Origin of the sequence: Bradyrhizobium sp. SZCCHNS1050 (assembly GCF_032484785.1) — a bacterium.
Classification (GTDB): domain Bacteria; phylum Pseudomonadota; class Alphaproteobacteria; order Rhizobiales; family Xanthobacteraceae; genus Bradyrhizobium.
In genome coordinates this window covers 691031-715030 of sequence record NZ_JAUETR010000001.1, presented here as the reverse complement: position 1 = coordinate 715030, position 24000 = coordinate 691031, and the positions used below count along the sequence as shown (strand labels likewise).

The following is a 24000-nucleotide window of genomic DNA, read 5'->3' as shown; positions in this document are numbered from 1 at the left end:
GGCCTACAGATAGGATTTCGGCAGCAGCATGTGGATGCCCTTGTTGCCGTCGACCAGCTGGGTGACGCGCAGATTGCCGGCCAGCGAGCACAGCATGTAGGCCTGGTTGCGCGACAGGTTGGTGCGGGCGCAGACGTGCTTGACCATCTCGCGCACCGCCTGCTTGGCGGCGTCATCGAGATCCTCGCCGAGGCCGATCGACATCAGGTGGGTGGCGTTCTCGGCGAACGGCCAGGTGATGTCCATGTCCTTGCGCACGGTGAGGCGGAAGGTGCCGGTGACGCCGGTCTCGAGCGCGGTGATGCAAACCTCGCCGTCCGCCGTGATCGGCCGCTATGCCTCGGTGCGCTACGGGCGCTGACTGATCCTGCTTCTTCTGGCGTGATCATCGGCCGGATCGCTCCGGCCGATGATCTGCTGATTGCTGCAAGCTCAGGTCGCGAGCTGATTGCCGATCGGCAATGCGCGCAGGCGCTTGCCCGTTGCGGCAAAGATCGCGTTGGCGAGCGCCGGCGCGAATGGCGGCACGCCCGGCTCTCCGACGCCGCTCGGCGGCGTGTCGGCATCAACGGGCACGATGTGCACGTTGGTGACCAGCGGCGCCTCGTCGATTCGGACCACCGGATGGTCGTCGAAGTTGCGCTGCTGCACCCGGCCATTCTTGAAGCTGATCTCGCCATATTTGGCGAGGCTCAGCCCCATGATCGCGGCGCCTTCGAGCTGCGAGGCGATGCGCTCGGGGTTGACGAAGGTGCCGCAGTCGATCGCGGTGTCGACCTGATGCACCACGAGCTTGCCCTTGTCGTCGACCGACACCTCCACGATGGTGGCGATGTAGCTGACGAAGCTGCGATGCGCGGCGATGCCGAGGCCGTGGCCCTTGGGCACCGAGCGGCCCCAATTGCCCTTCTCGGCCACGAACTCGACGACGCGGCGCAGCCGGCCGGTGTCGATCGGATAGCTCTCGTAGGGCTCGCCGTAGTTCCAGAGATCCTTCACCGAGGCGAGCTTCAGGACGCGCGGAGTGCCGATCAGATCGAGCAGCGTGTCCTTCTGGTCGCGGCCGGTGGCATGGGCAATCTCGCCGACCATCGATTGCACGGCGAAGGCGCGCGGGATGTTGGAGACCGAGCGGAACCAGCCGATGCGGGTCATCGCCTTGGCGGCGGGATTCTCACATTGGATGTTGGCGATCTCGAACGGCATGTCGACGAGGCCCATGCCGAGCTCGAACGGCGCGGCATGATCGGCGCCCGCCGCGAAGGTCGACAGGATGGTCGGCGCGACGCTGCGGTGGCGCCAGGCCACCACCTTGCCGCTCTTGTCGAGCCCGGCTTCGATGCGCTCCACCGACACGGTGTGCAGGAAATCGTGATGGAGGTCGTCATCGCGTGTCCACTGCACCTTGACCGGTGCGCCCAGCGTCTTCGACAGCAGGGCAGCCTCGAGCGCGAAGTCGCATTTTGACTTCCGCCCGAACCCGCCGCCGAGCAGGGTGACGTTGACGGTGACGTTCTCCGGCGGGATCTGCAGCGTCTTGGCGACATCCTCGTGCGTGCCGCCGGGGCTCTGCACAGGCGCCCAGATCTCGGCCTTGTCGCCCTTGACGTCGGCGACCGCGACCGGCGGCTCCATGCTGGCATGGGCGAAATGCGGCAGGTAGTACTCGCCGGTGATCACCTTGTCGGCCGACTTCAGCGCGGCCTCGACGTCGCCTTCCTCGCGTACGACGAGGCCCGGCTGGCGCGCGGCGGCCTCGAGCTCGGCCCGATAGGCGACAGAGTCGTAGCTCGCATTGGCGCCGTCGTCCCACTCGACCTTGAGCACGTCGCGGCCCTTGATCGCGGCGCCGGTGTTGCGCGCGATCACCGCGACGCCGCCAAGCGGCTGGAACTTCGATGGCCAGGGCCAGCCCTTGACCTCGATCACCTGCTCGACGCCGGGCACCTTCAGTGCCTCGGCCGGATCGAACGACTTGACCTTGCCGCCGGTCACCGGCGGCCGGGCGATGACCGCGTATTTCATGCCGGGCAGGCGGACATCGGCGCCGTAGCGCGCCTTGCCGACGGTGATGTCGTGCAGATCGACGATGCTGACCTGACCCTTGCCGAGATAGCGGAAGTCCTTCGGCGATTTCAGTTGCACGGTGTCAACCGCAGGCACCGGCAGACTGGCGGCATCGGCCGCGAGCTCGCCGAAGCCGAGGCGGCGGCCGCTGGCGCTGTGCACGACCTCATGATTGACGGCTTTCACCTCGCTCGGCGGCACGCCGAGGCGCTTGGCCGCCGCGGCTTCGAGCATCGCCCGCGCCATGGCGCCGATCTGTCGCATCGGCAGCAGATAGTGCCGCGTGCTGCGCGAACCGTCGGTATCCTGGTTGCCGAACTTCACCTCGTCGCCGGGGGCCTGCACGACGCGCACGCGCGACCAGTCGGCTTCCATCTCCTCCGCCACGATCAGCGGCAGGCTGGTACGCACGCCCGTGCCCATCTCGGAGCGGTGGGCGAGGATCGACACGATGCCGTCGGGGGCGATCGAAACGAAAACCTTGGGATCGACCACGGTGCCGTGCGGCATCTTGCCGGCGCCGGTTTCATAGGCGGCAAACGCCGGGCGCGACAGCAAGGGAGCCGCGAGCACGAACCCGCCGGCGAGGCCCAGCGTCTGCAGGATGGTACGGCGCGAGACGTTCTCGACCTTGAGATGCCGCTCGAAGCCGCGGCGAGAAGCGGACTTTGCGATGTCGGGATTTGCGATGATGTTCATGATCACACCCCCGTCGAGGCCAGATGGATCGCATTCTCGATGCGCTGATAGCAGCCGCAGCGGCAGATGTTGCCGGCCATCGCATCCCTGATCTGGTCATGCGACGGTTTGGGATTCTCGTTCAAGAGTGCGGCCGCTTGCATGATCTGCCCGGCCTGGCAGAAGCCGCATTGCGGCACGTTGACCTGCCGCCATGCCTTCTGCACCGGATGATCTCCGGTCGGATGCAGACCTTCGATGGTGGTGACCTCCCGTCCCGCGACATCCGATACTGCGGTGATGCAGGCGCGCGCCGCTTCCTTGTCGACCATCACGGTGCAGGCGCCGCACAGCGCTGCGCCGCACCCGTATTTCGTTCCGGTCAAACCCAGCTCGTCGCGCAGATACCACAGCAGCGGCAGGCTCGGATCGCCATCCCAGCTCTGCTCCTGTCCGTTGATTTTCACCTTGATCATGTTCGCCCTCGCTCTGTCGGACCAATGGTCGCTGGTTCTGATCGTTGGTGGACGCGCGCGGGACCACATGTCCTTACGTGCACGCGCCGGATCAATTGAGAGTTGTCGGAAGACTACTGATGATAGCAGACCGGGACAGGCATCGGTCTACACAGGCGCGTGTGGTGTCAGAGCAGACGAGCGCTGCGCGTGCAGCCCGCTGCAATGCAAATACGGAACAATGGGCGATGCGCCGACGACAATGGCGGCCGCCTGACCAAAGCCGCGACAAAAAAAGAATGCCTCGCCGGCGTGGGGCAGGCGAGGCACCAAGTCTTCAGGAAGGAACGCTTCAGTTGTACGCTTGGTCCGTGGCGGCCGTCAGGCCGCCTTTGCTTTCGCCACGTGGGTGGCAATCGCATCCATCAGGGCCGGCGACAGGCAGTCATAGGGCTCGAGCCCCAGCTCCTTCAATCGCGCCCGAATCTCGCCCATCTGTTCCGGCTTCACGCCCGACTCGATCACCGAGGAGACGAAGGCCGCAAAGCCCGGCGCGGCCGAACCCTGCTCCTGGAACAGCTCGGGGTGAATGAAGTCGAGGCCGTAGAACGGGTGGCCCGTGTTCTCGATGCGGCCATACATATGCGTGCCGCAGCCGGTGCAGGCATAGCGCTGGATGACGGCGGAGGGATCGACGATCTTGAGCTTGTCGCCGTTCTCCAGCACCGTGACGTTCTGCCGCGGCACCACGGCAACGACCGAGAAGGTCGCGCCGGAGGGCTTCCAGCATTTGGTGCAGCCGCACGCGTGGTTATGCGCGACATCGCCCTTGATGCCGACCTTGACCGGCCGGTCGTGGCATTTGCAGACCAGCGTGCCGCCGGCGAAATGGCCGCTTCCCTGTTTGACGCCGTTATCGACGGACGGATGGATGTGGACAGTCATGGCGCAATCCTCCTCAGTTTTGCGTGCTTGGGGTCAGAACACGACGACGGAACGGATCGATTTGCCCTCATGCATCAGGTCGAAGCCCTTGTTGATGTCTTCGAGCTTGAGCGTGTGGGTGATCATCGGGTCGATTTCGATCTTCCCGTTCATGTACCAGTCGACGATCTTGGGAACGTCGGTGCGCCCGCGCGCGCCGCCGAACGCCGTGCCCTTCCAGACGCGTCCGGTGACGAGCTGGAATGGGCGGGTCGCGATCTCCTTGCCGGCCTCGGCGACACCGATGATGATCGATTCGCCCCAGCCGCGATGGCAGGCTTCCAGCGCCTGGCGCATCACCGTGGTATTGCCGGTGCAGTCGAAGGTGTAGTCGGCACCGCCGTCGGTCAGCGCGACCAGGTGCTGGACGATGTCGCCGGTCACCTTCTTCGGGTTGACGAAATGGGTCATGCCGAAGCGGCGGCCCCATTCCTCCTTGCTGTCATTGAGGTCAACGCCGATGATCTTGTCGGCCCCCGCCATCCTGGCGCCCTGAATGACATTGAGCCCGATGCCGCCGAGGCCGAACACCACGACGTTCGCGCCGGGCGTGACCTTCGCCGTGTTGACGACCGCGCCGACGCCGGTGGTGACGCCGCAGCCGATATAGCAGCTCTTGTCAAAGGGCGCGTCCTCGCGAATCTTCGCGACTGCGATCTCCGGCAACACGGTGAAGTTGGAGAAGGTCGAGCAGCCCATGTAGTGGTAGATGGCCTGGCCCTTGTAGCTGAAGCGCGACGTACCGTCCGGCATCAGGCCCTTGCCCTGCGTGGCGCGGATCGCGGTGCAGAGATTGGTCTTGCGGCTGAGGCAGCTCTTGCACTGGCGGCATTCCGGTGTGTAGAGCGGAATGACGTGGTCGCCGGGCTTGACCGAGGTCACGCCCGGGCCGACTTCGCGCACGATGCCGGCGCCCTCATGGCCGAGGATCGAGGGGAAGATGCCCTCGCTGTCGAAACCGTCGAGCGTGTAGGCATCGGTGTGGCAGATGCCGGTAGCCTTGATCTCGACCAGCACCTCGCCGGCCTTCGGCCCTTCGAGGTCAACCTCGACGATCTCCAGCGGCTTCTTGGCTTCGAAAGCGACCGCGGCGCGCGTCTTCATGTCTCAAACTCCTGTTTCAGTCTGTCAGGCCCGCGACCCTGTCCAGGAAAACTGGCCAGGCGCGGTCCTCGTCGTCAGTCATTTCTTGCCCATGCAGGAGTTCTCCGCTTCCGTATAGGCTGGCGGCTTGTCCTCATGCTTGGCGGGGCGAACGCGTCCTACCGCGTCATTGCCGCGGGCGCGCAGGTAGATGTAGAGGTCGTCCATGTAGCAGGCCACGTTCGGATTGTCGCCGAAGGCCGGCATGACGTTCTCCTGGGACGTGCTGACATTCTTGCGGCCGCTGGCGATGACACCGATGAAATCGCCGTAGCTCATGGTCTTGACCGAGTCCTTCAGCGCAGGCGCATAAGTCGATCCCATGCCGTCGGGCCCGTGGCAGACGTGGCATTCGGAATGATAGCGGCGGTATCCCGAGTAGGTGTACCAGTCGACCGATCCGTCGGCGCCCACCTTGTAGGTCGGATTGCCATCCTTATCGAAGTACTTCCCGTCCTCGGACTTGACGGCCGCAGGATCTCCCGGACTTTCCGCCCAGGCATTTTCGGCGACAGTCATCCCGCCGGTTGCCAGGAACAGAGCCGTGGCGACCGCAAAACAGATTCTACGCAAGGGCGTCTTCCCTTAATTTTCTGGGGCAGGCGAACCGGCGCATGGACGAGATCCATGCGCCGGAAGCAGGTGCCTAGCTCACTGCTGCGGGAGCGAGAACACGGTGAGCGCGCCGCCCAGGGCGGTGTAGTTGCTCAGCGCTGCGTAGCCGCCGACCGCACCGAGACCGGCGGTCGGATCCGTCAGGCCCGCCGCGAGACCGATGCCGGCCCAGCCACCGACACCCGAGAGCACGGCGACATACTGCTTGCCGCCTGCCTCGTAGGTCGTGACGTTGCCGATGATGCCGGACGGGGTCTTGAACTTGTAGAGCTCCTTGCCCGTCTTGGCATCGACCGCCTTGAGGTAGCCTTCGAGCGTTCCGTAGAACACCACGCCGCCAGCCGTCGCGAGCGCACCAGACCACACCGAGAACGGCTCCTTGTTCGACCAGGCGATCTTGCCGGTCTTGCCGTCCCAGGCGATGAAGTTGCCCATATGGGTCTCACCCGCCGGCGGATACATCGACAGGGTTGCGCCGACATAGGGCTGACCTGCGGTGTAGCTCACCTTGAAGGGCTCGTAGTCCATGCAGACATGGTTGGTGGGCACGTAGAACAGTTGCGTATCCGGCGAGTAGGCCGCCGGCTGCTCGTCCTTGGTGCCCAGCGCCGCCGGGCAGATGCCCTTGGTGTTGACGTCCTCACCCTGCTTGTCGGTCGAGTACTGATCGACGACCTTGGGACGGCCGTAGGTTGCAGAGTTCTTGTCCATGTCGACGCCGGTGGTCCAGTTCACCTTCGGGTCGAACTTCTCGGCAACGAGCAGCTCGCCCGTGGCACGGTCGAGCGTATAGCCGAGGCCGTTACGATCGAAGTGCGTGAGCAGCTTGCGCGGCTGGCCGTTGATGGACTGGTCGGACAGGATCATCTCGTTGACGCCGTCATAGTCCCACTCGTCGTGGGGCGTCATCTGATAGACCCACTTCGCGACGCCGGTGTCGGCATGGCGGGCGAAGATCGTCATCGACCACTTGTTGTCGCCGGGACGCTGCTTCGGATTCCAAGTCGAGGGATTGCCCGACCCGTAATAGACCATGTCGAGCTGCGGATCGTAGGAGATCCAGCCCCAGGTGCAGCCGCCGCCGGTCTTCCACTGATCGCCTTGCCAGGTCTTCAGGCTCGAGTCCTTGCCGACCGGCTTGCCGAGCGCCGTGGTGTTGGCGTCGAACAGGATCTGGTCATCCGGACCTTCGGAGTACGCCTTCCAGACCTGCTTGCCGCTCTTGATATCGTAAGCGGTCATGCTGCACTGGACGCCGAACTCGCCGCCGGACGTGCCGACCAACACCTTGTCCTTCACCACGAGCGGAGCCGAGGTTCCGGTCTGTCCCTTGCTCGGATCGCCATTGACGGCGGTCCAGACGTGCTGGCCGGTCTTGGCGTCGATCGCCACCAGCTTGTCGTCGGCCTGATGCAGGAAGATCTTGCCGTCCCCATAGGCGACGCCGCGGTTGACGGTGTCGCAGCACATCACCGGAATGACGTTCGGATCCTGCTTGGGCTCGTACTTCCAGACGATCTTGTTGTCCTGCGCGAGATCGAGCGCATACACCTTGTTCGGGAACGGCGTATGCACATACATCAAGTTGCCGATGATGAGCGGTCCGCCTTCGTGGCCGCGCAGCACGCCGGTGGAGAAGGTCCACGCGACCTGCAGCTTGCCGACGTTCTGAGCGTTGATCTGATTGAGCTTGGAGTAACGCGTATTGGCGTAGTCTCCCGCCGGCATCACCCAGTCCTTCGGGTTGGCCGACATCTTGACCAGCTCTTCACTGGCCCACGCGCCACCCGCGGCAAGCGCCGCGACTGACGTCAGACATGTTGCGAGTAGCACTCTTCGCATCGTCTTTCCTCCCGGGTTCAACTGAGGTTCCGCAGCACGCGGCCCAGTATTCGTTTTCGGCATCATTGATTATCCACTTCCTGACCGGGAAACTTGCCCAAAAGAGAAAAGAGCTTGCTCAAGAGTGAAGCGAATAGAAGTTTTTGAAGGAGATTTTGCTTTGCTGGTCCGCAACATGAGCGCCATTCTTGCTGCGGAGCATCAATTTACAGCACCGCGGTTCCACCGAAGGTTGACGTTTCCCTTGACCTTACAGAGACGAAGGCGGAGGATCATGCGAGGGAAGTTATGGAACGAAGTGCGCCGCGAAAGTCGCGGCCTTAAAATGGGAGCAATCTTGCTACAGTCTCGTTCGCCGTCCGGCGGCGGACCCGTTGCGTTTCGATCATGAATCGGTGGATGAAACATGTCCGACACGATCCGCTCGCTTAATACTTCGGGATTCTCACCGAAGAGCCAGATCCAGCGTTGGTCAGATGCACTGACCGACCTGTGCGGACGTTTCGATGTCGATCCGCTGGAGGGGGCCTCGTTCGAGGGGCGCATCAATTTCACGACGGTGTCGCGCCTGAAGCTCTGCCAGATCGAGGCCAGCCAGCACCGTATTGCGCATACCTATGCGCGTGCGCAAAAGGCCGCACATCCCTACATCAAGATCTTGTTCCAGACCTATGGAACGTCCTATTTCGAGCAGGATGGCCGCCAGATCGAGATCGGCCCGGGCGATTGTCTCGCCTATGACGTCTCGTTACCGCACACCATCATCAGCCCCGCGCTGACCCGCCATGACGTCGTGATCGTGCCGAAGGAGCTATTGCAGGAGCGCGGCTTCCGGTCGGAAAAGATGCCTGCATACAAGCTGTCTGCGCGGAGCGGGACCGGTCGGATTGCGCATGATGTCACCCATGCCGCGTTCGATGAGGCGACCCGGCTTTCGCCCAACTCGGCCGTCAGCGTCGCCGAATCGCTCATCGATCTGTTGCTCTTGCCGCTGCGTGAAGCCGATCGAATGCTGGATCGGGCGGGACCTGAGGCGGTCTATATCCGCGCTCAAGCCTTCATCCGCGAGCATCTGCGCGATCCCGATCTGTGCATCGATCAGATTTCGGCGGCTCTGGGGTGCACCAAGCGCTACCTTCACATGGTGTTCAGCGACCGTGGCATGACGGTCAGCGACTACATCTGGCGGGCCCGGCTTCAGCATTGCCGGCAGGAACTGGAGACGCAGAGCGGCAAGACCATCACTGATGTCGCGTTCTCGTGGGGTTTTTCGAGTTCGTCGCACTTCAGCCGTGTCTTCCGCAAATATTTCGGCGTCGTGCCGTCGTCGGTTCATAAGACTGCGGCCCGCTGAGCGGTCGTGAGGTAGCCGCGCTAGCGTGCGCCGCTCCGGATGATCCTCTGGAATGCATCACCGAGAATCACCGGCTCGCGCGGTGGAAGGTAGGTCAGTCCGGCGGACCGACCGAGATTCGCCAGGGCCCCGGAAGCGTCGAGTTCCGTCAAGGCCTTGTCGACCGATGCGATGAGTTCGGCCGAACTGGTCAGCCCGACATAACCGCGGTTCACGCCGATCGGATAGCTGTAGCCCGACCCGCCGAGCCTGGTGTCGGGATGAGCCGCCCGATACGCATCGAAACGTCTGCCATCGAGCAGGGTCGCATCGAACTTGCCCTGTTCGAGCGCCCCGAGCAGATCATCCCGCGCGGGAATCAAATGCGTGATGTCGTCGATCAGCCGTCCCTTGTCGAACGTCATCAGGATTGCATCCGCCAACGTGCCGCTCTCGATTGCCAGCCGCAGCCCTGCCAGGTCGCCGATGTCGGTAATCGGGCGCTGTTTCGCGGAAGGTCCGAGAACGACGGTCAGTGTTGAGAACATGTATGGCTTGCTCGGCATCAGCGTGCCGAGCGGAACGCGGCGGCGGCGGTCGTCGCGGGTGGCGCCATCGAAGTCCGGCAGCTTGGCTGTCTTGACGCCGGGCGCGACCAATCCGTCCTGGGTGAACGCATAGCTGCCGAGCAGCGAGCAGCGTCCGTCCGAGAGCAGTGCGTTCGCCTCCAGCGCTGGACTGGAATCTTCGTCCAATTTGCTTTCGTACCACTGGATCTCGAGCTTTCTGCCAAGGCGGTCGGCGATTGCCTGACCGAGCAGGACGTCGAAACCGTTGCCGGGCTTGCCACGATGATGGACCGAGAGCGGCGGAAGATTTTCGTCAAGGCAGATGCGCAGCACGTCGTCAGCGGCTAAGGCGGCTGACGACACTGTCGAGATCATCAAGGCAGTCAGCCAACGGCAGAGATGGCGCATCACTGCGCTCTCCGGCTCGAGACATAGGCCCACAGCGCGGTGATCTCGTCATCGCTGAGAATGTCGCCCCAGGGCGGCATGCGACCGTTCTTGCCCTGCTTCACCGTGGTGACGAAACGAGGCTGGTCATCGGGAAACCGACGCAGGTCGGGCGTCACCGTGCCGGAGTTCACCATGTTGGGGCCGTGGCAGTGCGAGCACTTCTGAGCGAACGTCGTCTTGCCGATGTCCACCTGGCTATGTGCGGCGCTGCCATCTTGTTGTTGGGCGAGGGCAGTCGTCGACAGGACGGCCGACATCGCCACGACGGCGGCGAAGGCCGCCGCCGCTTTCATGAACATGTTCTGTCTCACGGGCAATCCGCACTCAGTTCTTGACCGCGAAGACCCACAGCGAGCCGCCTGCCGGAACGTTGGCGAGGCGCTCGTCACCGGAGAACAGTGAGTAGACGCCGCCGTAGCCTGAGGTGACGGCGACATACTGCACGCCATCCTGCTGCCAGGTGACGGGCTGGCCTTCGATGCCGGAGCCGGTCTGGAACTGCCACAGCTTCTTGCCGCTGTCGGCGTCGAAAGCCTCGAACTCGCCGGTCAGCTTGCCCGAGAATACCACGCCGCCTGCCGTGGACAGCACGCCGGAGAAGCGCGGGATGTCGCTCGGCTGCTCCCACTTGGTCTTGCCGGTCATCGGATCGATGGCCTTGAGCTGACCGCGTGGCCCTTCCGGCCAATCCCACAGATCCGTCAGGTCCATGCCCAGGTACCACTCGCCGGCCTTGTAGGTCGCAGGCTCGGTCTTGTAGTGGCCGCCGAACACGAGCGTGTTGGCGTAGGCCAACCCGGTTTGCGGATTGAACGACATCGGCTCCCAGTTCTTGCCGCCGAGAATCGACGGATAGACCGTGACCTTCTTGCCCTCGCGGGCATCGCGCGTCACATCGGTCTCGACGGGCTTGCCCGTCTTCAGGTCGATGCTGGAGGCCCAGTTCACCTTCACATAGGGGTTGGCCGCGAGCAGCTTCCCATTGGTGCGATCGAGCACATAGAAGAAGCCATTGCGGTTGGCGTTCATCAGCACCTTGGTCTGCTTACCCTCGACGTTCATGTCGGCGAGCACCATCTCCGCGACCGCGTCGTAGTCGAATGGATTGTTCGGCGAGAACTGGAAGTGCCACTTCATCTTGCCGGTCTTCGGATCGAGCGCGAGCACCGAGCAGGTGTAGAGGTTGTCGCCCGGGCGCACCGCCGCGTTGAACGGTCCGGGATTACCGACGCCCCAGAACACGGTGTTCTGCTCGGGATCGTAGGAGCCGGTGATCCAGGTCGAGCCGCCGCCCAGCTTCCAGGTGTCGCCCTTCCAGGTGTCGCCGCCGGGTTCATCCGGGCTTGGGACCGTGTGTGTGCGCCACAAATGCTTGCCCGTCGCCGGATCCCAACCATCGATGAAGCCGCGGGTGCCGAACTCGGCGCCGGAGATGCCAGTCAACACGACGCCGTCGGCGACCAGCGGCGCGACGGTCATCGAGTAGCCTTCCTTGATGTCAGCGGCCTTCTGACGCCACAGTTCCTTGCCGGTCTTGGCATCGAGCGCAATCACGTTGGCATCGAGCGTGGTCCGGAACACCTTGCCGTCGTACAGCGCGGCGCCGCGATTGATGATGCCGCAACAGACCACGCGCGGCGTCTCGGCGGGATAGTCGATCTTGCTTTTCCAGATCTGCTTGCCGGTCTTGGCGTCGACGGCCATCGTCGCATTGTGGGTCGTGACGTAGAGCACGCCCTGGTACACCAGCGGCTGCGACTCCTCACTGCGGTCATCGGCGAAACTGTAGTTCCAGACCGGCACCAGGTTCTTGGCGTTGTCCTTGTTGATCTGGGTGAGCGGGCTGAACCGCTGCAGATTGTAGCCCATGCCGTAGTTGAGAACGTTCGCCGTATCAGTTGCACCCTTGACCAACTGATCGGCGCTCTGCGCGCTTGCACCATGTGATGCAAAAATAGCGAGGCCTGCGGCCAGCGCGATCCGCTTCATTCATTTCCTCCGAGATTTTTATGCGCGCCTATCCTGACGCTGCGGGCACAACACTCCGCTCGAAATCGGGAACCGTCAATACGAAAAGGTGGCAACCGCCCTCTGCGCATCGGGAAGCCGTCCTCGTTCGATCGGGACAGAGCAGCCGATCCCCGTTGTCTCTGCTCGCGGATCTGGGTCGGCATGATCGCACCGCTCCGATGTTGCGTTGCGGCACAAACATTGCTTCGCCGCATCATGCCGGGATAACAGAGGAGTGGGCGGATGAGACGAACCATCCTTTGGCTCGGCATGCTTTGTTGCCTTTGGGTGAGTGCGAGTGCGCGTGATCTCGGTCAGTGGGGAGCGGTCGATCCTGCATTGCGTCAATGGTACGAGGCGCTGATGCAGCCCGACGTGCCGACGGCATCGTGCTGCGGTGAGGCCGACGCCTACTTTGCCGATGAGATCCATGTCCGCGACGGCAAGACCTATGTCATCATTACCGATGACCGTCCCGATGAGCCGCGTGGCCGCCCGCATATCGATGTCGGTACCGAGATCGAGGTCCCCGATCACAAGCTGAAGTGGGACAGGGGAAATCCGACGGGGCACGGCATCATCTTCCTGAGCCGCAATCGGTATGTGTTCTGCTACGTGCAGCCGGGCGGTGCGTGAGGGAAGATGCCGTCCCGCTCAGGGGCAACGTCCTACGAGGATTGAGGCGGAACGGCGTCCAGCCAGGCGGCTGGATTTTGTTTCATTCAATCGATCGACAACCGCTGGGGAAATGCTCCACGGTTGTGGAGCCTTGCGTTCCCCCCGATGCGGTCCTAGCTTCGATGTTGGCGCGAGAAATGCGTCAGTCAATGATAGTCGAACTTGGGAGCTTGAAATGGCCTGGAAGACACCGAAGATCGTCGAAGTGCCGGTTGGCATGGAAATCAACATGTACGCCTGTGCTGCGCGCAAGTAACGCGTAGCGATCTGCCAAGCCACGAGGAGCGCAATTCGCTTCTGACTGGCTTGGCGGATCCATTCGATGGACGGTCCGCGAGATCGTCCCGGCGACCGGCCTCTCGGCCGATCGGGTATGACGGGCACACCGCCGAACGTTGGTGACGATCAAACGTCCTGCGTGTCGAAGATATACAGGTCGACGCCGCCATCGGCGAAGTTGGGCAGATCGCCCGCCGCCGCCTTGCCTTCGGCAGAGCCCATTCCCGCCTGCAGCGCCTGCATCGAATCGAATATCAGGGTGGCAACGAGGTGGATGTTGGTGGCTCCCGCCGGCCCATTCACCGGGCCCCGGCTGATATCGTAGCTCTTCAGACCGGGAATCTTCTTCGCCAGCGGCACATGGACGTTCATATAGTGTTTGTCGAACGCCTCGGCGCTCTTGGGGGTCTTGTAGAGTACGAGAACCTTGGGCATCTGCTTCCTCCGCATTCGCTCTTTTGAGGTCGATCGACCGCTTCCATTGCAGCCGATCTGCCGGTTCGGATCAAGCGTCAGGGGCGGATTCGCCCAGGGATAGTCGTTCCAGCCTTGGTTCCGCTGCATAATTTGTTGCGCGAGGAGAAACTGATGCAGCCGGATGTCGTAGTTTCAGTTAAGCTGTTTCAGGCTTATCGAAGGACAACGAGCCATGAGCTCCATCGATCTCGTCATCACCGTCTGCGCAGTCCTGTCTCCGGCCACCTGCGAGGAGCAGCATCTCGTTTTCGCGGATGGCGGTGCCTCGCTGCAGCAATGCGCGATGAAGGCGCCGCCCTACATCGCCCAGTGGATCGGCGAGCACCCGAAATGGACTGCAGTGCGATGGCGCTGCGAATATCCCCACAGCAACGACAAGGCCTGAGGCCGGCTTGGCCGTCGGCACGCTGGCTGCTTACTTCGTGCACTCCTTGAGGTCCTTGTCGGCGACCGAAACCACGGCGTCGGCCTTGATCTCGAGGCCGCGAACAATGCACTGCCGCTCTCCGGCATAGCTCACCTTGGCGTCGTAGCGCCCAGGCTCGACTCCGGTGAGCTTCAGCCGTTCGTCGTGATCGAGCTCCTTGTCCTTGTCGTTCAGCGTCTGATTCGGTCCCCAATTGTTTTGGCCGGCCGGCGAGAGCTGAAAGCCGGTCATCGTGGCGGTGGTCAGATTCCAGAGCCGGATGCCCTTGCTTTGCGCGGCGGCCGCGAGCGGGATGCCGAACAGAATGATCGCCGTCACGGCGAATGCGCGTCTCATGGCGTTTTCCCTGGGGTCCGATGTCCTTTGCCATGACTATGACACGGAAAAATCCAGTCGCGCCACATCGGCCTTGATTACCGCGACCACGTCGTTGTTGCGCTGCGCGCGCGGCAGGTCGATCGGGACTGAATGAAGCAGACGGGCAGGGCGTGAGGACAGCAGGAAGATCCGGTCGCCGAGCCGTGCCGCGTCGTCCATGCTGTGGGTGACCAGCAGCGTGATCATGGGGCGCGAGGCCACGAGCGTCGCGATCTCCTCGCGCAGCCGCGCGGCGAGCGCGTCGTCGAGCGAAGCCAGCGGCTCGTCGAGAATCAGGAAATCCGGCTCGACCGCAAAGGCGCGCGCCAGCGCGACACGGCGGGCGAGGCCGAGCGACAACTCGCCTGGAAAATGGCTGCGATGTCCCTCGAGCTCGAGCACGCCGAAGATGGCGGCCAGCCTGTCCTCCGCGACACCGGGCGCTGCCAGCCGGACGTTGGCCTCGACGGATCGCCACGGCAGCAGCCGCGGCTCCTGGAACACCATTGCCAGCCGGGCTCCCTCGGGCCGCGATACATGGCCCTGATAGTCGTTGTCCAGACCGGCGAGGATCCGCAGCATCGTGCTCTTGCCGCAGCCGGAGGGGCCGACGACGACGCCGACCTCGCCCCGCTCCAGCGAAAAGGCAATGCCAGCAATCACCTCCTGGCGCTTGCCATTGGCGGCGCTGGTGTAGCTCTTGGACCTGATATCGACCTCAAGCCGCACGGAGCCGCCACCTCGATGCACGCTGCTCGAACGGCTGGACGATAACGGCCTCGATCACCAGCACCACGGCAGCAAAGCTGAGCGAGTAGGCGAGCAGCAACGGAATGTCGAACAGCTGGAAGGCGACGCCGATCTCGAAGCCGATGCCGTTGGGCCTCCCGAGCAACTCGGCGACCAGCACGATCTTCCACACCAATGACAGGCCGGAGCGCGCGGCCGCCGCAATATAGGGCGCAAGCTGCGGCAGCAGGACATGGCGGAGGATGCGTCCGCGCGAAAAGGCAAACACCTTGGCCATCTCGTCGAGCGATGGATCGAGCGCGCGGGCGCCTTCGCGCAGGGTGACGACGGCGGTCGGCAGCTTGTTGATCGCGATCGCCGCGATCGCAGCGACCTCGGTGAGACCGGCCCAGATATAGGCGAGCACGATCACCACCAGCGCCGGCAGATTGAGCAGCAGGATCAGCCAGGGATCGCCGAGGCGGTTGGCGAGCTGGCTGCGCCCCATCAAAAAGCCGATTGCCGAGCCGAGTGTCATCGACAGAGTGAAGGCGAGGGCGACGCGGGCGAGCGTTGCGCCGAGATGTAGAAATAGCGCGCCGGACCGCGCCTCCGCCACCGCAACCGCAAGCACGGCCGATGGCAATGGCAGCTTGGCGCTGCCGGCGACAGCCGCGGCAATCCACCAGGTGGCGAGCAGAAGCGCAAAGGACAACAGCCGCAGCACTAATCCCTCGCATCCGCCCTGTAGTAGGTGCCGGGACTGAGCTCAGCCGCGGGGCCGACCAGATCGCGACCGCCGATCGAGGCGAGAACGCCGTAGAGAACGCGGGCGTCGGCCTCTTCCTCGGCCACCGGCCGGCGTGGAATACCTTCGCGATAGCGGTCGCGATAGGCGCGCAAGGTGGCGTCGTCCTGTGCGCCGGTCAGCGGGGCGATCGTTTGCCAGTCGGCGTCGGAAGTCGCCAGGATCTCCTTGGCCTTGGCCGTGACGGTTAGGAAGCGGGCGACGAGATCGCGGTGCTTGGCGGCCCAGTCCTCGTCGAAGACATAGCCGATCATCGCGGTGCGGCCCTTGGCGCCGAATGGCGGCAGCAGGTCCTCGATGCCGGCAAGCCGGCGGAAGCCCTTGGCCTCCAGGGCCGCGCAGAAATTCCAGAAGTTCAAGCCCGCATCCATCTCGCCGTCGGCCAGCTTGGCGGCCAGCAGCGGCGGTGCCCCATAGGTGATGGTTGCCTGCGATTTCAGATCGACGCCGTCGCGCTTGAGCGTGGCCTGCAGCAGCAGCCAGCTCTTGTCGAGCGGGCCGCCGGCCACCGCGAGCTTGCGTCCCTTCAGATCGGCAAGCGTCTTGATCGGTGAGGTCGCCGGCACCATCACGGCGCCGAGCGCGCTCGAATAGGGATAGAAGGTGAGCTTGGCGCCGAGCGCACGCTCGCGCGACACCCACAGCCAGTCCGACACCATGATGTCGGCGTTGCCGGCCCGCAGCGCGATCTTGCCGGCCTCCGGGCTCGCGAGCTCGACCGCATCGATCGCGATATCCGCCTGCTTGTCGAGCTGGCGGGCGCGGATCACGGCCAGCTCCCAGGCGAAGGTGCCGGTCTTTTGCACCGCAACCTTGACGGTCTCGGCGGCGCAGCATGCCGTGACCGGCAGCAGGGCGCAGGCGACAATCGCCATCAACAAACGACCGATCTGCGTCATGAGCCTGTCTGCGTTTCCTCGAGAGGTGTTCTTTTCAGCCTCATTCCCTTAGCATAGCTTCGGCTGCGATGCCGCGGAGGACTGTGATGCGTAGTGCTGTTCCGGTAGGACCGATTGTCGCCACTCTCATTGCCACGATTGCGCTGTGCGGGCCGGCTCGTGCCGAGGAGCTCAACGACTATCCGACCTCGGCGCGGGCCGAATATGTGTTCGGCTGCATGAAGGCAAATGGCGAGACCAGGGAGGCGATCGCGCAGTGCTCCTGCTCGATCGACGTGATCGCTTCGATCATTCCCTATGAGCGCTACGTCACGGCCGAGACCGTCCTCAGCATGTCCCAGGTGCACAGCAATCTCGGCACCCAGTTCCGCACGTCCGAGCAGGCCGCCAACGCGCTGAACGATCTCCGCCGGGCGCAGGCCGAAGCCGAAGTGAGATGCTTCTGAAGCGCTGCCGCTCTGCCGCATCAAGTTCCTGAACCGTCGGCCGGCCAATCGTGCTCGAACACGTGGCCCTGCGTATCCTTCGCCTCCGCATGGAATTGCTTGGCACCGTTCGACACGTAGGTGAAGCGGATGTTGGGATCCTCAGAGATCGAGATGCCGCCTTCGACCGACAGCACCAGACTGCCGTCCTGCGACAGTGTCAGCCGGTCGATGAAGAAGGCCGGAATGTAGAGCTGCGTCACCTGATCCATCTGGAGCCCGGAATTGTTGGGATGCCCGACCATGACCTGCGCTTCGCGGATGCCGCTCGTGGCGCCGTCGCTGCTTTGCGTGAACTGCCGGTAGCGCATCTGGCCGATGCGCGCCTTGGCCTCGTCCGGATTCTTCGCCGCCGGCGCCGAGCAGCCTCCGGACGCCTTGACGAAGGTCTTGACCACATAGAGCTGACCATCCGTCAGCTCGGCCACGGCATGCACATCCGTGTAGTTGTTGACGCGGACCCGCGTCGAGATCGCGGTCACATTGGCGTCCGCGCCAAGCGTGAACTTGGCCGCCATCGGCGCGGGATTCTGGTCGATCACCAGCGTGATGGTCTTGATACGGCGCTCGTCGGCGGGCGACAGCTTGCTGCGCAGGGTGACCGGAACGACCGAGGCATCCTCGGCGCGCATCGGCATCTCGATCGACAGCACATTGCTGCCGTCCTGCATCGCCTTGTTGTTGAAGATGTCCTGGACCAGTCCCGGCCAGGGATCGTAACCATCAGCGGCCTTCGCAGGTGCGAACGCAAACGCGAGGCAGGCCCCGAGAAGCAGGGTGGACGGCAGGTGGAGCCGGATCATGGCGCAATCCTCCTCGGGCAGTCGGGTGAATTAACAATCATAGCGCGTTGCCGCCCTCATTCCCATTCCATTTCCGAGAATGCCGCCGTTGCGTTGCGGGCATTGTAGTCGTCGAACAGCTCCCATTTGCCGCGCTCCGATCCCGCGGCCCCAGCGGCGTCCGCGATCGGCCTGCCTGCCTTGATCAGCCCGCGAACGTCGTGGGCCAATGTATCGAGGTAGCGACGCTCGTCACTGAGCGCCAGTGGCCACGGGCTGACAGGGCCATGGCCCGGGACGACGCGCTCGGCCGGGATGGTCGCGAGCGCGGCCATGTCGGAAATCCAGCCGCGCAGGCTGCCATCCATCACCGGGATGTGACGCAGGAATACGAGATCGCCGGCGAACAAGATCCTGCTCCGGTCATCATAGACGGACAGGTCGCAGTCGCTATGCGCGGTGCTCCAGGCCTTGAGCGTGAGGGTACGGCCGCCGAGGTCGAGCATCATCTCGTCGTCCACGAGGATCGACGGGGCGACGAGACGGACCTCGTCGATCAGCTCGGCGCCCATCAGGCGCCGGAACGCCTCGATGTAGTGCGGTCCGCGCAATGCAAGCGCGCGCGGCAGGTTCTTGGCGCCGACGAAGCGCGTGCCGTCGCCCTCGAATGCCGCGTTGCCGAATGCGTGATCCGGATGGGCGTGGGTGTTGATGACGTAGCGCACGGGCTTGGCGGTACGGGCGCGGATCGCAGCCAGCAGCGCGCGGCCTTCGCGGACGCTGCCGCCGGTGTCGATCACGGCGACCGCGTCGTTGCCGACGATGAAACCGACATTGGCGATGGCGCCCTCGTTCGCCGCGTTCATCAGCGCGGTCTGGCCGATGTGAACGAACACGCCGGGCGCGATCTCGCTGACCTCGAGTTCCAGCGGCATGGCAAGAGCGGTGCTGCCGAGCGCCAGCGCCCCCCAGGCGGTGATCGCGATGATCAGTTGTCTCACCATCGGCTTGCCTTGCTCGCGTGAGAGGTGTGCGTCAGGCGATGGACGTTGCGGTGCAGCAATGGGTCAATTCTTCGCGATGACGGCGGCTGTTGCACCGGCGCGGCCGGCGGCCTAGCATTTTCAAAAATACCTCGATGTGTTCGATAGGGATGGAAATACGGATGACGAAGCGTCACGAACTTGCCTGCTCGCTGGCGGTTGCCGCGGGGCTTACTTTGCTCGGACCGGCCGCCGCTTTCGCACAGAGCAATGACGGCCTCGACCTGTCGATCGAACTGGTCGACCCCAAGGTGCTCAGGGTCTGCGCCGATCCGCGCAACCTGCCGTTCTCGAACGAGAAGGGCGACGGCTTCGAGAACAAGCTGGCCGAGCTCTTTGCCGCCAAGCTGCAGAAGAAGGTCGACTATACATTCTTTCCGCAGGCCACCGGATTCGTGCGCATGACGCTCGGCTCGCACCGTTGCGACGTGATCATGGGCTTTCCCCAAGGGGACGACCTGGTGCAGAGCACCAGTCCCTACTACCGGACGGCCTACGCGATCGTGACCAAGCCGGGCTCCGATCTCGCCGATGTGACGACGCTGGAGGATGCCAAGCTCAAGGGCAAGCACATCGGCATCGTGGCGGGCACGCCGCCGGCGACCAACATGGCGCTGGCCGGGCTGATGCCGACCGCAAAGCCCTATCCGCTGATGATCGACACCCGCGTCGATTCCTCGGCAGAGGCGATGATCAACGATCTGAAGTCCGGCGATATCGATGCCGGCGTGCTGTGGGGCCCGATGGCCGGGTACTACGCCAAGCAGGCGAGCCCGCAGCTGCACGTGACGCCGCTGGTGAAAGAGACCAGCGGGCCGAAGCTGATCTATCGCATTGCCATGGGCGTCCGTGGCGCGGACCAGAACTGGCGCCGTCAGCTCAACAAGCTGATCCAGGAGAACCAGGGTGAGATCAACAAGATCCTGCTGGACTTCGGGGTGCCGCTGCTGGACGAGAGCAATCATCTGATCACCGCCGAGGCTGCGGCGAAGACATCGCCATGATCGTTCGGCTCGCCGCGGCGGCGTTGGCAGGCGTGCTGCTGATCGCCGCGGCGGTGCGAGCCGATGATCTCGTGCCGGAGCCGGACAGCTACCGGACCGAGAACTACCGCGCGCCGGTGCCGACGACCCTGGCCGGTGCGCGCGTGCTGTCGACGCGGGAGACCGAGGCGATCTGGCGCGCAAAATCGGCCGCCTTCGTCGACGTGCTGCCGCGCCCGCCCAAGCCGAAGAATCTGCCGGCAGGGACGGTGTGGCGCGAGCAGCCGCGCCTGGACATTCCCGGCAGCATGTGGCTGCCCGACACCGGTTATGGTGTGCTGGCGCCCCAGACTGAGGACTATCTTAAGCGCGGGCTGGCGCACGCGTCGGGCGGCGACCTCGGTCGTCTGCTCGTGTTCTACTGCCTCGAAGACTGCTGGATGTCGTGGAATGCCGCCAAGCGCGCGCTGACCTTTGGCTATCGCAACGTCGCCTGGTATCCCGACGGGACCGACGGCTGGAGCCGCGCCGACCTGCCGCTGCAGCAGACGCAGCCTGAGCCGCGGCCTGAGGAGTGAGCGGGGAGGGCGGCGAGAGCGCATCAAAACAGCTACTCCATGTCCTGCTGGATCTCCCGGGCCAGCGCGAACAGGCGCTGGTCGATTGCGGTCGGCACCTCGCAGACGAACTTCATCACGCGACGCCGATCCTCGAAGATGCGCGTCTCCCAGTTCAACTGGTTGGTCATTTCCTCGACCTTGGCCTGATCCGGCGCGGCGCTGCTCTGCATCTCCTGCAGCTTGATCGTGTCGCCGCGCACTTTGTCGACGGCCTCGCGCTGCTTGCGCATGACGCGCTCGAGGCCGTTCATGACCGATGTCCGCTGCGCGTTCAGCGTGTCGAACAGCCCGACGAACAGCAGCTTGCCCTTGCGTGTCTTCTCCTCGGACGTTCCGGTCAGGAAATCGGCGACGTCCTTCTGGGCCTGCTCCAGCGGGATACGGCGCGCGGCAAGCTTGACGACGAGCTCGGCCACCTTCACATCGTCCTTCCAGCTCGCGCCGACATCGTCGATCGGCGGGCCGGACCACACCGCCGCGATGGAGATTTCCGGCACCTTGGCCTGCGGGCAGGGCCAATCCGGATAGCGCGGATCGGCGGCTTGCGCAGCACTGGCCGACGCAGCGATGGCGACGGCCGCCAGTGTCGTTCTGAACCTCATGCCTCGCCTCCGGGACCGCGCCTGACAAACCCCCGCGACGGATCGTAGGCCAGGATCGCGCCGATCATGAATACGGCGGTGCAGCCGCCGACCACCGCGAGCGAAACCCAGTTCAGCTTGCCGTACAGCGCAAAGCGGATGAGCTCGACCGCGTGGGTGAAGGGGTTGGCTTCGCAGAGATAAGCCAGCCAGGGACTGCCTTCCTCGACGCGCCAGAGCGGGTAGAGCGCCGATGAGGCGAAGAACATCGGGAAGATCACGAAGTTCATGACACCGGCGAAATTCTCGAGCTGCTTGATGCCGGAGGAAATCAGCATGCCCAGCGCGCCGAGCATCAGGCCGGATAGGATCAGCGCCGGCAGCACCGTCAGATAGCCCATCGGCGGCGGGGTGATGTCCCAGAACCAGGCGATGGCGAGAAACGCATAGACCTGCAGCACCGAGACGGCGGTGCCGGCGAGCAGCTTGCAGAACAGGAGATAGCCGCGCGGCAGCGGGCTCACCAGCAAGGTGCGCATGTTGCCCATCTCGCGGTCATAGACCATCGACAGCGACGACTGCATGCCGTTGAACAACTGAATCATCGCCATCAGGCCGGGCGCGATATAGACCTCGTAGAGGATGTAGGTCTCGTAGGGCGGGATGATCGAGATGCCCAGCACCTGGCGGAAGCCGGCGGCGAAGATGAACAGCCAGACCAGCGGCCGTACCAGCGCCGAGACGAAGCGCTCGCGCTGATGCAGAAAGCGCAGGCCCTCGCGCCAGACGATGCCGGTGAGGCAAGTGATGTATTCGCCGGCCGAGAAGCCGCTGCGTGTGGGTGGGGGGGCGTGCACGGAGGTGACGGTCATGGCTCGGAGCTCCGCGCCGGACTGGCCTGGGTCGTCAACCGCGCGAACGCCGCGTTGACGTCGGTCGCACCGGCCTCGGCGATGACCTGCGGGACGGGCCCGCGCGCCAGCACGCGGCCTTGATGCAGCACGACGAGATCGTCGGTCGCGGCGATCTCATCGAACAGATGCGTCGCCCAGAGCACGCCGATGCCCTGCTCGGCAACGAGCTGACGGACGTGACCGACGATGTCGGCGCGGGCCTTGACGTCAAGGCCGACGGTGGCCTCGTCGAGCAGCAAGAGGCGCGGCCGGTGCAGCAGGGCGCGAGCAATCTCCAGCCGGCGCATCTGGCCGCCGGAGAGGTCGCGCACCTTGTTGCCGGCGCGGTCGGCGAGGCCGATCCGCGCCAGCAGCTCCTCGCTGCGCGCGCGGGCCTCGCGGCGGGCGATGCCGTGCAGCGCTGCGTGGTAGAGCAGGTTCTGGGTCAGCGACAGATCGAGATCGAGCGTGCGCGGCTGGAACACGACGCCGAGTAGCCGCAGCGCCTCGCCCGGCGTCCGGCCGATGTCATGGCCGAAAATGCCGATCTGGCCGGTCTGCACCGCGAACAGCCGCGTGATGAGCGAGAACAGCGTGCTCTTGCCGGCGCCGTTGAGGCCGAGCAGGGCGGTGAAGCTCGCAGGCTGGACGGCGAAGCTGACGTCGTTGAGCGCCTTGCGTGCGCCGTAGGAATGGCTGACGCCGGCGACCGACAGCGCGGGGACCTGCTCGGGCGCCGGCTGCGATGCAGAGCCTGTCGAGTCGAGAGCGGGTGCGTTTTGCGTCGTCATGGCTGTGCAATCGTGATGCCCCAGGGCAGCTCGCCGACCTGGATGGTCTTGATCACCTTCTGCGCGGCGACGTCGATCACCGAGACGTCGTTGGAGACGCCGTTGGTGACGAGCAGATATTTCTCGTCCGGTGTGAACTCCATGTGCCAGACGCGCTGGCCGACCAGGAGATATTTCTTCACCTCGTGGGTGGCGCCGTCGACCACGGCGACACGGTTGGCCGGGCCGAGCGCAACGAAGCCGGTCTTGCCGTCCTTGGTGAGCCCGATGCCGACCGGCTGGATCGCCTCGCTGCGCAGGCCGGGCACGGCGAACTTGATCTTGCCGGTGACCTCACGCTTGGCCGGATCGATGATCGAGACGGTGCCGCCGATTTCGGCGGACACCCACAGCTCCGAGCCGTCGCTCTTGAACTCGGCATAGCGCGGCCGCGCATCGACCAGCACGTTGGCGACGATCTTGCGGGTCGCCGTGTCGATGAAATGCGCCATGTTGGTGGTTTCGGAGGTGCAGATCAGGATCTTGCCGTCCGGACTGAGCATCATGCCCTCCGGCTCGACGCCGACCTGGACGTCGCCGATGCGGACGCGCTTCTCGAGGTCGAGCACCGTGACCGTGTTGTCGTTCTCGTTGGCGACATAGAGCGTCTTGCCGGCGGCGTCCTGCGCGAACAATTCGGGATCGGGGCCGGAGGGCAGGGTATCCACCACCTCCATCTTCTTGGCATCGATCACCTGGATGGTGTCGTCGTCACCGACCGCCACCATCACGAACTTGCCGTCGCGCGTGAACGCGATCCCGCGCGGCCGCTGGCCGACCTTGATGGTCTTGGTGACCGTCCAGGTGTCGGTGTCGATGACGGAGACGGTGTTGCCCTTCTCGTTGGAGACGAAGGCGACGTAGGCGGAGGCGGGGGCTGCATGGGCCATGACGAGTGCGGCGATGAGCAGGCTGACTGCTGTGCCGGAGCGCTTGCAAAGCTGCGATCGCCCTTCGGGACGCGCGTGTGCGGAAGGCTCCAC

Annotated in this window: 27 protein-coding genes and 1 pseudogene; 7 read left to right on the top strand and 21 right to left on the bottom strand. The window is 64.3% G+C overall.

Translation table 11 applies throughout. The annotated features are described in order from the left end of the window. Window positions 1-3 precede the first annotated feature (3 nt). The 7 genes and pseudogenes from QX094_RS03420 to xoxF5 all read right to left on the bottom strand — a co-directional run. Window positions 4-327 (bottom strand): annotated as a pseudogene (locus QX094_RS03420) (amidase); the annotation flags it as partial. A 105-nt stretch (window positions 328-432) separates the two neighbouring features. Then, entirely contained in the window at window positions 433-2766 is a 2334-nt protein-coding gene (locus QX094_RS03415) for a xanthine dehydrogenase family protein molybdopterin-binding subunit (protein ID WP_316183912.1), read from the bottom strand. Between the two features lie 2 nt (window positions 2767-2768). Continuing rightward, window positions 2769-3221 carry a (2Fe-2S)-binding protein gene (locus QX094_RS03410; RefSeq protein ID WP_315713224.1) on the bottom strand — a complete coding sequence of 151 codons (453 nt, stop codon included), beginning with the start codon at window positions 3219-3221 and terminating at the stop codon, window positions 2769-2771. Window positions 3222-3581: 360 nt separating this feature from the next. Beyond that, window positions 3582-4145, bottom strand: coding sequence for an S-(hydroxymethyl)glutathione synthase (gene gfa / locus QX094_RS03405; protein ID WP_315713222.1), 564 nt, complete (start codon window positions 4143-4145; stop codon window positions 3582-3584). Window positions 4146-4178: 33 nt separating this feature from the next. Continuing rightward, window positions 4179-5288, bottom strand: a complete 1110-nt coding sequence (locus QX094_RS03400) for an S-(hydroxymethyl)glutathione dehydrogenase/class III alcohol dehydrogenase (RefSeq protein ID WP_315713220.1) — start codon at window positions 5286-5288, stop codon at window positions 4179-4181. A 78-nt stretch (window positions 5289-5366) separates the two neighbouring features. Then, window positions 5367-5846 (bottom strand): c-type cytochrome, methanol metabolism-related, encoded by a 480-nt coding sequence (locus QX094_RS03395; RefSeq protein ID WP_315713645.1) that lies wholly within the window; start codon window positions 5844-5846, stop codon window positions 5367-5369. 132 nt (window positions 5847-5978) lie between these two features. Next, a complete protein-coding gene (xoxF5, locus tag QX094_RS03390; RefSeq protein WP_315713218.1) occupies window positions 5979-7784 on the bottom strand; it encodes a lanthanide-dependent methanol dehydrogenase XoxF5 in 1806 nt (601 codons plus the stop codon). 406 nt (window positions 7785-8190) lie between these two features. On the opposite strand from xoxF5, the gene QX094_RS03385 reads away from it, so the two are divergent. After that, the gene (locus QX094_RS03385) at window positions 8191-9138 is read left to right on the top strand and encodes a helix-turn-helix domain-containing protein (RefSeq protein WP_315713217.1); all 948 of its coding nucleotides are present in this window, start codon (window positions 8191-8193) and stop codon (window positions 9136-9138) included. A 20-nt stretch (window positions 9139-9158) separates the two neighbouring features. Here the strand turns inward: QX094_RS03385 and QX094_RS03380 are convergent, their stop codons facing one another. Genes QX094_RS03380 through QX094_RS03370 form a run of 3 tightly spaced genes read right to left on the bottom strand, consistent with a single transcriptional unit; the run spans window position 9159 to window position 12125 of the window. Next, window positions 9159-10094, bottom strand: a complete 936-nt coding sequence (locus QX094_RS03380; RefSeq protein WP_315713644.1) for a transporter substrate-binding domain-containing protein — start codon at window positions 10092-10094, stop codon at window positions 9159-9161. Further along, complete coding sequence (locus tag QX094_RS03375; RefSeq protein ID WP_315825195.1) at window positions 10094-10435, bottom strand: cytochrome c; 342 nt, start codon at window positions 10433-10435, stop codon at window positions 10094-10096. Before QX094_RS03375 ends, QX094_RS03380 begins: the two co-directional genes overlap by 1 nt. Before the next feature lie 25 nt (window positions 10436-10460). Continuing rightward, window positions 10461-12125 (bottom strand): methanol/ethanol family PQQ-dependent dehydrogenase, encoded by a 1665-nt coding sequence (locus tag QX094_RS03370; protein ID WP_315752807.1) that lies wholly within the window; start codon window positions 12123-12125, stop codon window positions 10461-10463. 264 nt (window positions 12126-12389) lie between these two features. On the opposite strand from QX094_RS03370, the gene QX094_RS03365 reads away from it, so the two are divergent. Both QX094_RS03365 and pqqA read left to right on the top strand, forming a co-directional pair. After that, window positions 12390-12782 (top strand): hypothetical protein, encoded by a 393-nt coding sequence (locus QX094_RS03365; protein ID WP_315713211.1) that lies wholly within the window; start codon window positions 12390-12392, stop codon window positions 12780-12782. 217 nt (window positions 12783-12999) lie between these two features. Then, window positions 13000-13080, top strand: coding sequence for a pyrroloquinoline quinone precursor peptide PqqA (pqqA, locus tag QX094_RS03360; protein ID WP_009031067.1), 81 nt, complete (start codon window positions 13000-13002; stop codon window positions 13078-13080). Between the two features lie 149 nt (window positions 13081-13229). Here the strand turns inward: pqqA and QX094_RS03355 are convergent, their stop codons facing one another. Beyond that, a complete protein-coding gene (locus QX094_RS03355) occupies window positions 13230-13538 on the bottom strand; it encodes an EthD family reductase (protein WP_315713209.1) in 309 nt (102 codons plus the stop codon). A gap of 214 nt (window positions 13539-13752) precedes the next feature. Between QX094_RS03355 and QX094_RS03350 the strand changes: the two genes are divergently transcribed. Further along, window positions 13753-13965, top strand: coding sequence for a hypothetical protein (locus tag QX094_RS03350; protein WP_315713207.1), 213 nt, complete (start codon window positions 13753-13755; stop codon window positions 13963-13965). Window positions 13966-13995: 30 nt separating this feature from the next. Here the strand turns inward: QX094_RS03350 and QX094_RS03345 are convergent, their stop codons facing one another. From QX094_RS03345 to QX094_RS03330, 4 genes are read right to left on the bottom strand one after another with little or no spacing between them, the layout of a single operon-like run. Next, on the bottom strand, window positions 13996-14343 hold the full coding sequence (locus QX094_RS03345; RefSeq protein ID WP_315713205.1) for a hypothetical protein: 348 nt from the start codon (window positions 14341-14343) through the stop codon (window positions 13996-13998). Window positions 14344-14379: 36 nt separating this feature from the next. After that, window positions 14380-15093: an ABC transporter ATP-binding protein gene (locus tag QX094_RS03340; protein ID WP_315713203.1), complete on the bottom strand. Its 714-nt coding sequence runs from the start codon at window positions 15091-15093 to the stop codon at window positions 14380-14382. Then, window positions 15083-15820, bottom strand: a complete 738-nt coding sequence (locus QX094_RS03335) for an ABC transporter permease (RefSeq protein ID WP_315713201.1) — start codon at window positions 15818-15820, stop codon at window positions 15083-15085. Before QX094_RS03335 ends, QX094_RS03340 begins: the two co-directional genes overlap by 11 nt. Further along, on the bottom strand, window positions 15820-16800 hold the full coding sequence (locus QX094_RS03330; protein WP_315713199.1) for an ABC transporter substrate-binding protein: 981 nt from the start codon (window positions 16798-16800) through the stop codon (window positions 15820-15822). Before QX094_RS03330 ends, QX094_RS03335 begins: the two co-directional genes overlap by 1 nt. An 86-nt stretch (window positions 16801-16886) precedes the next feature. On the opposite strand from QX094_RS03330, the gene QX094_RS03325 reads away from it, so the two are divergent. Continuing rightward, window positions 16887-17246, top strand: a complete 360-nt coding sequence (locus tag QX094_RS03325; RefSeq protein ID WP_315713197.1) for a hypothetical protein — start codon at window positions 16887-16889, stop codon at window positions 17244-17246. A gap of 20 nt (window positions 17247-17266) precedes the next feature. Here the strand turns inward: QX094_RS03325 and QX094_RS03320 are convergent, their stop codons facing one another. Together QX094_RS03320 and QX094_RS03315 are read right to left on the bottom strand one after the other, a co-directional pair. Then, entirely contained in the window at window positions 17267-18088 is an 822-nt protein-coding gene (locus tag QX094_RS03320) for a quinoprotein dehydrogenase-associated SoxYZ-like carrier (RefSeq protein WP_315713195.1), read from the bottom strand. A gap of 56 nt (window positions 18089-18144) precedes the next feature. Then, the gene (locus tag QX094_RS03315) at window positions 18145-19071 is read right to left on the bottom strand and encodes a quinoprotein relay system zinc metallohydrolase 2 (RefSeq protein ID WP_315768899.1); all 927 of its coding nucleotides are present in this window, start codon (window positions 19069-19071) and stop codon (window positions 18145-18147) included. A gap of 161 nt (window positions 19072-19232) precedes the next feature. Here QX094_RS03315 and QX094_RS03310 point away from each other — a divergent pair, with 161 nt between their 5' ends. Continuing rightward, window positions 19233-20114, top strand: coding sequence for a substrate-binding domain-containing protein (locus QX094_RS03310; RefSeq protein ID WP_315768897.1), 882 nt, complete (start codon window positions 19233-19235; stop codon window positions 20112-20114). After that, on the top strand, window positions 20111-20671 hold the full coding sequence (locus QX094_RS03305; RefSeq protein ID WP_315741279.1) for a PQQ-dependent catabolism-associated CXXCW motif protein: 561 nt from the start codon (window positions 20111-20113) through the stop codon (window positions 20669-20671). Before QX094_RS03310 ends, QX094_RS03305 begins: the two co-directional genes overlap by 4 nt. A 32-nt stretch (window positions 20672-20703) precedes the next feature. Here QX094_RS03305 and QX094_RS03300 read toward each other — a convergent pair whose 3' ends face one another. From QX094_RS03300 to QX094_RS03285, 4 genes are read right to left on the bottom strand one after another with little or no spacing between them, the layout of a single operon-like run. Further along, the gene (locus QX094_RS03300; RefSeq protein WP_315768895.1) at window positions 20704-21315 is read right to left on the bottom strand and encodes a hypothetical protein; all 612 of its coding nucleotides are present in this window, start codon (window positions 21313-21315) and stop codon (window positions 20704-20706) included. Continuing rightward, window positions 21312-22166: an ABC transporter permease gene (locus tag QX094_RS03295; protein WP_315713186.1), complete on the bottom strand. Its 855-nt coding sequence runs from the start codon at window positions 22164-22166 to the stop codon at window positions 21312-21314. The genes QX094_RS03300 and QX094_RS03295 overlap by 4 nt, the downstream gene beginning before the upstream one ends. Continuing rightward, a complete protein-coding gene (locus QX094_RS03290; RefSeq protein ID WP_315713184.1) occupies window positions 22163-22978 on the bottom strand; it encodes an ABC transporter ATP-binding protein in 816 nt (271 codons plus the stop codon). The genes QX094_RS03295 and QX094_RS03290 overlap by 4 nt, the downstream gene beginning before the upstream one ends. After that, window positions 22975-23907: a YVTN family beta-propeller repeat protein gene (locus tag QX094_RS03285; RefSeq protein WP_315768892.1), complete on the bottom strand. Its 933-nt coding sequence runs from the start codon at window positions 23905-23907 to the stop codon at window positions 22975-22977. Before QX094_RS03285 ends, QX094_RS03290 begins: the two co-directional genes overlap by 4 nt. Between the last annotated feature and the right edge of the window lie 93 nt (window positions 23908-24000).

What these genes read in the sequence shown, in the direction of transcription:
- QX094_RS03355 (WP_315713209.1), bottom strand. Translation starts at nt 13,538, where the DNA reads ATGCCCAAGGTTCTCGTACTCTACAAGACCCCCAAGAGCGCCGAGGCG.
- QX094_RS03285 (WP_315768892.1), bottom strand. Translation starts at nt 23,907, where the DNA reads ATGGCCCATGCAGCCCCCGCCTCCGCCTACGTCGCCTTCGTCTCCAAC.
- QX094_RS03415 (WP_316183912.1), bottom strand. Translation starts at nt 2,766, where the DNA reads ATGAACATCATCGCAAATCCCGACATCGCAAAGTCCGCTTCTCGCCGC.
- QX094_RS03320 (WP_315713195.1), bottom strand. Translation starts at nt 18,088, where the DNA reads ATGATCCGGCTCCACCTGCCGTCCACCCTGCTTCTCGGGGCCTGCCTC.
- QX094_RS03410 (WP_315713224.1), bottom strand. Translation starts at nt 3,221, where the DNA reads ATGATCAAGGTGAAAATCAACGGACAGGAGCAGAGCTGGGATGGCGAT.
- QX094_RS03385 (WP_315713217.1), top strand. Translation starts at nt 8,191, where the DNA reads ATGTCCGACACGATCCGCTCGCTTAATACTTCGGGATTCTCACCGAAG.
- QX094_RS03295 (WP_315713186.1), bottom strand. Translation starts at nt 22,166, where the DNA reads ATGACCGTCACCTCCGTGCACGCCCCCCCACCCACACGCAGCGGCTTC.
- QX094_RS03365 (WP_315713211.1), top strand. Translation starts at nt 12,390, where the DNA reads ATGAGACGAACCATCCTTTGGCTCGGCATGCTTTGTTGCCTTTGGGTG.
- QX094_RS03375 (WP_315825195.1), bottom strand. Translation starts at nt 10,435, where the DNA reads ATGTTCATGAAAGCGGCGGCGGCCTTCGCCGCCGTCGTGGCGATGTCG.
- QX094_RS03370 (WP_315752807.1), bottom strand. Translation starts at nt 12,125, where the DNA reads ATGAAGCGGATCGCGCTGGCCGCAGGCCTCGCTATTTTTGCATCACAT.
- QX094_RS03290 (WP_315713184.1), bottom strand. Translation starts at nt 22,978, where the DNA reads ATGACGACGCAAAACGCACCCGCTCTCGACTCGACAGGCTCTGCATCG.
- QX094_RS03345 (WP_315713205.1), bottom strand. Translation starts at nt 14,343, where the DNA reads ATGAGACGCGCATTCGCCGTGACGGCGATCATTCTGTTCGGCATCCCG.
- QX094_RS03330 (WP_315713199.1), bottom strand. Translation starts at nt 16,800, where the DNA reads ATGACGCAGATCGGTCGTTTGTTGATGGCGATTGTCGCCTGCGCCCTG.
- xoxF5 (WP_315713218.1), bottom strand. Translation starts at nt 7,784, where the DNA reads ATGCGAAGAGTGCTACTCGCAACATGTCTGACGTCAGTCGCGGCGCTT.
- QX094_RS03380 (WP_315713644.1), bottom strand. Translation starts at nt 10,094, where the DNA reads ATGCGCCATCTCTGCCGTTGGCTGACTGCCTTGATGATCTCGACAGTG.
- QX094_RS03305 (WP_315741279.1), top strand. Translation starts at nt 20,111, where the DNA reads ATGATCGTTCGGCTCGCCGCGGCGGCGTTGGCAGGCGTGCTGCTGATC.
- QX094_RS03350 (WP_315713207.1), top strand. Translation starts at nt 13,753, where the DNA reads ATGAGCTCCATCGATCTCGTCATCACCGTCTGCGCAGTCCTGTCTCCG.
- QX094_RS03300 (WP_315768895.1), bottom strand. Translation starts at nt 21,315, where the DNA reads ATGAGGTTCAGAACGACACTGGCGGCCGTCGCCATCGCTGCGTCGGCC.
- QX094_RS03310 (WP_315768897.1), top strand. Translation starts at nt 19,233, where the DNA reads ATGACGAAGCGTCACGAACTTGCCTGCTCGCTGGCGGTTGCCGCGGGG.
- pqqA (WP_009031067.1), top strand. Translation starts at nt 13,000, where the DNA reads ATGGCCTGGAAGACACCGAAGATCGTCGAAGTGCCGGTTGGCATGGAA.
- QX094_RS03395 (WP_315713645.1), bottom strand. Translation starts at nt 5,846, where the DNA reads ATGACTGTCGCCGAAAATGCCTGGGCGGAAAGTCCGGGAGATCCTGCG.
- QX094_RS03400 (WP_315713220.1), bottom strand. Translation starts at nt 5,288, where the DNA reads ATGAAGACGCGCGCCGCGGTCGCTTTCGAAGCCAAGAAGCCGCTGGAG.
- QX094_RS03325 (WP_315713197.1), top strand. Translation starts at nt 16,887, where the DNA reads ATGCGTAGTGCTGTTCCGGTAGGACCGATTGTCGCCACTCTCATTGCC.
- gfa (WP_315713222.1), bottom strand. Translation starts at nt 4,145, where the DNA reads ATGACTGTCCACATCCATCCGTCCGTCGATAACGGCGTCAAACAGGGA.
- QX094_RS03315 (WP_315768899.1), bottom strand. Translation starts at nt 19,071, where the DNA reads ATGGTGAGACAACTGATCATCGCGATCACCGCCTGGGGGGCGCTGGCG.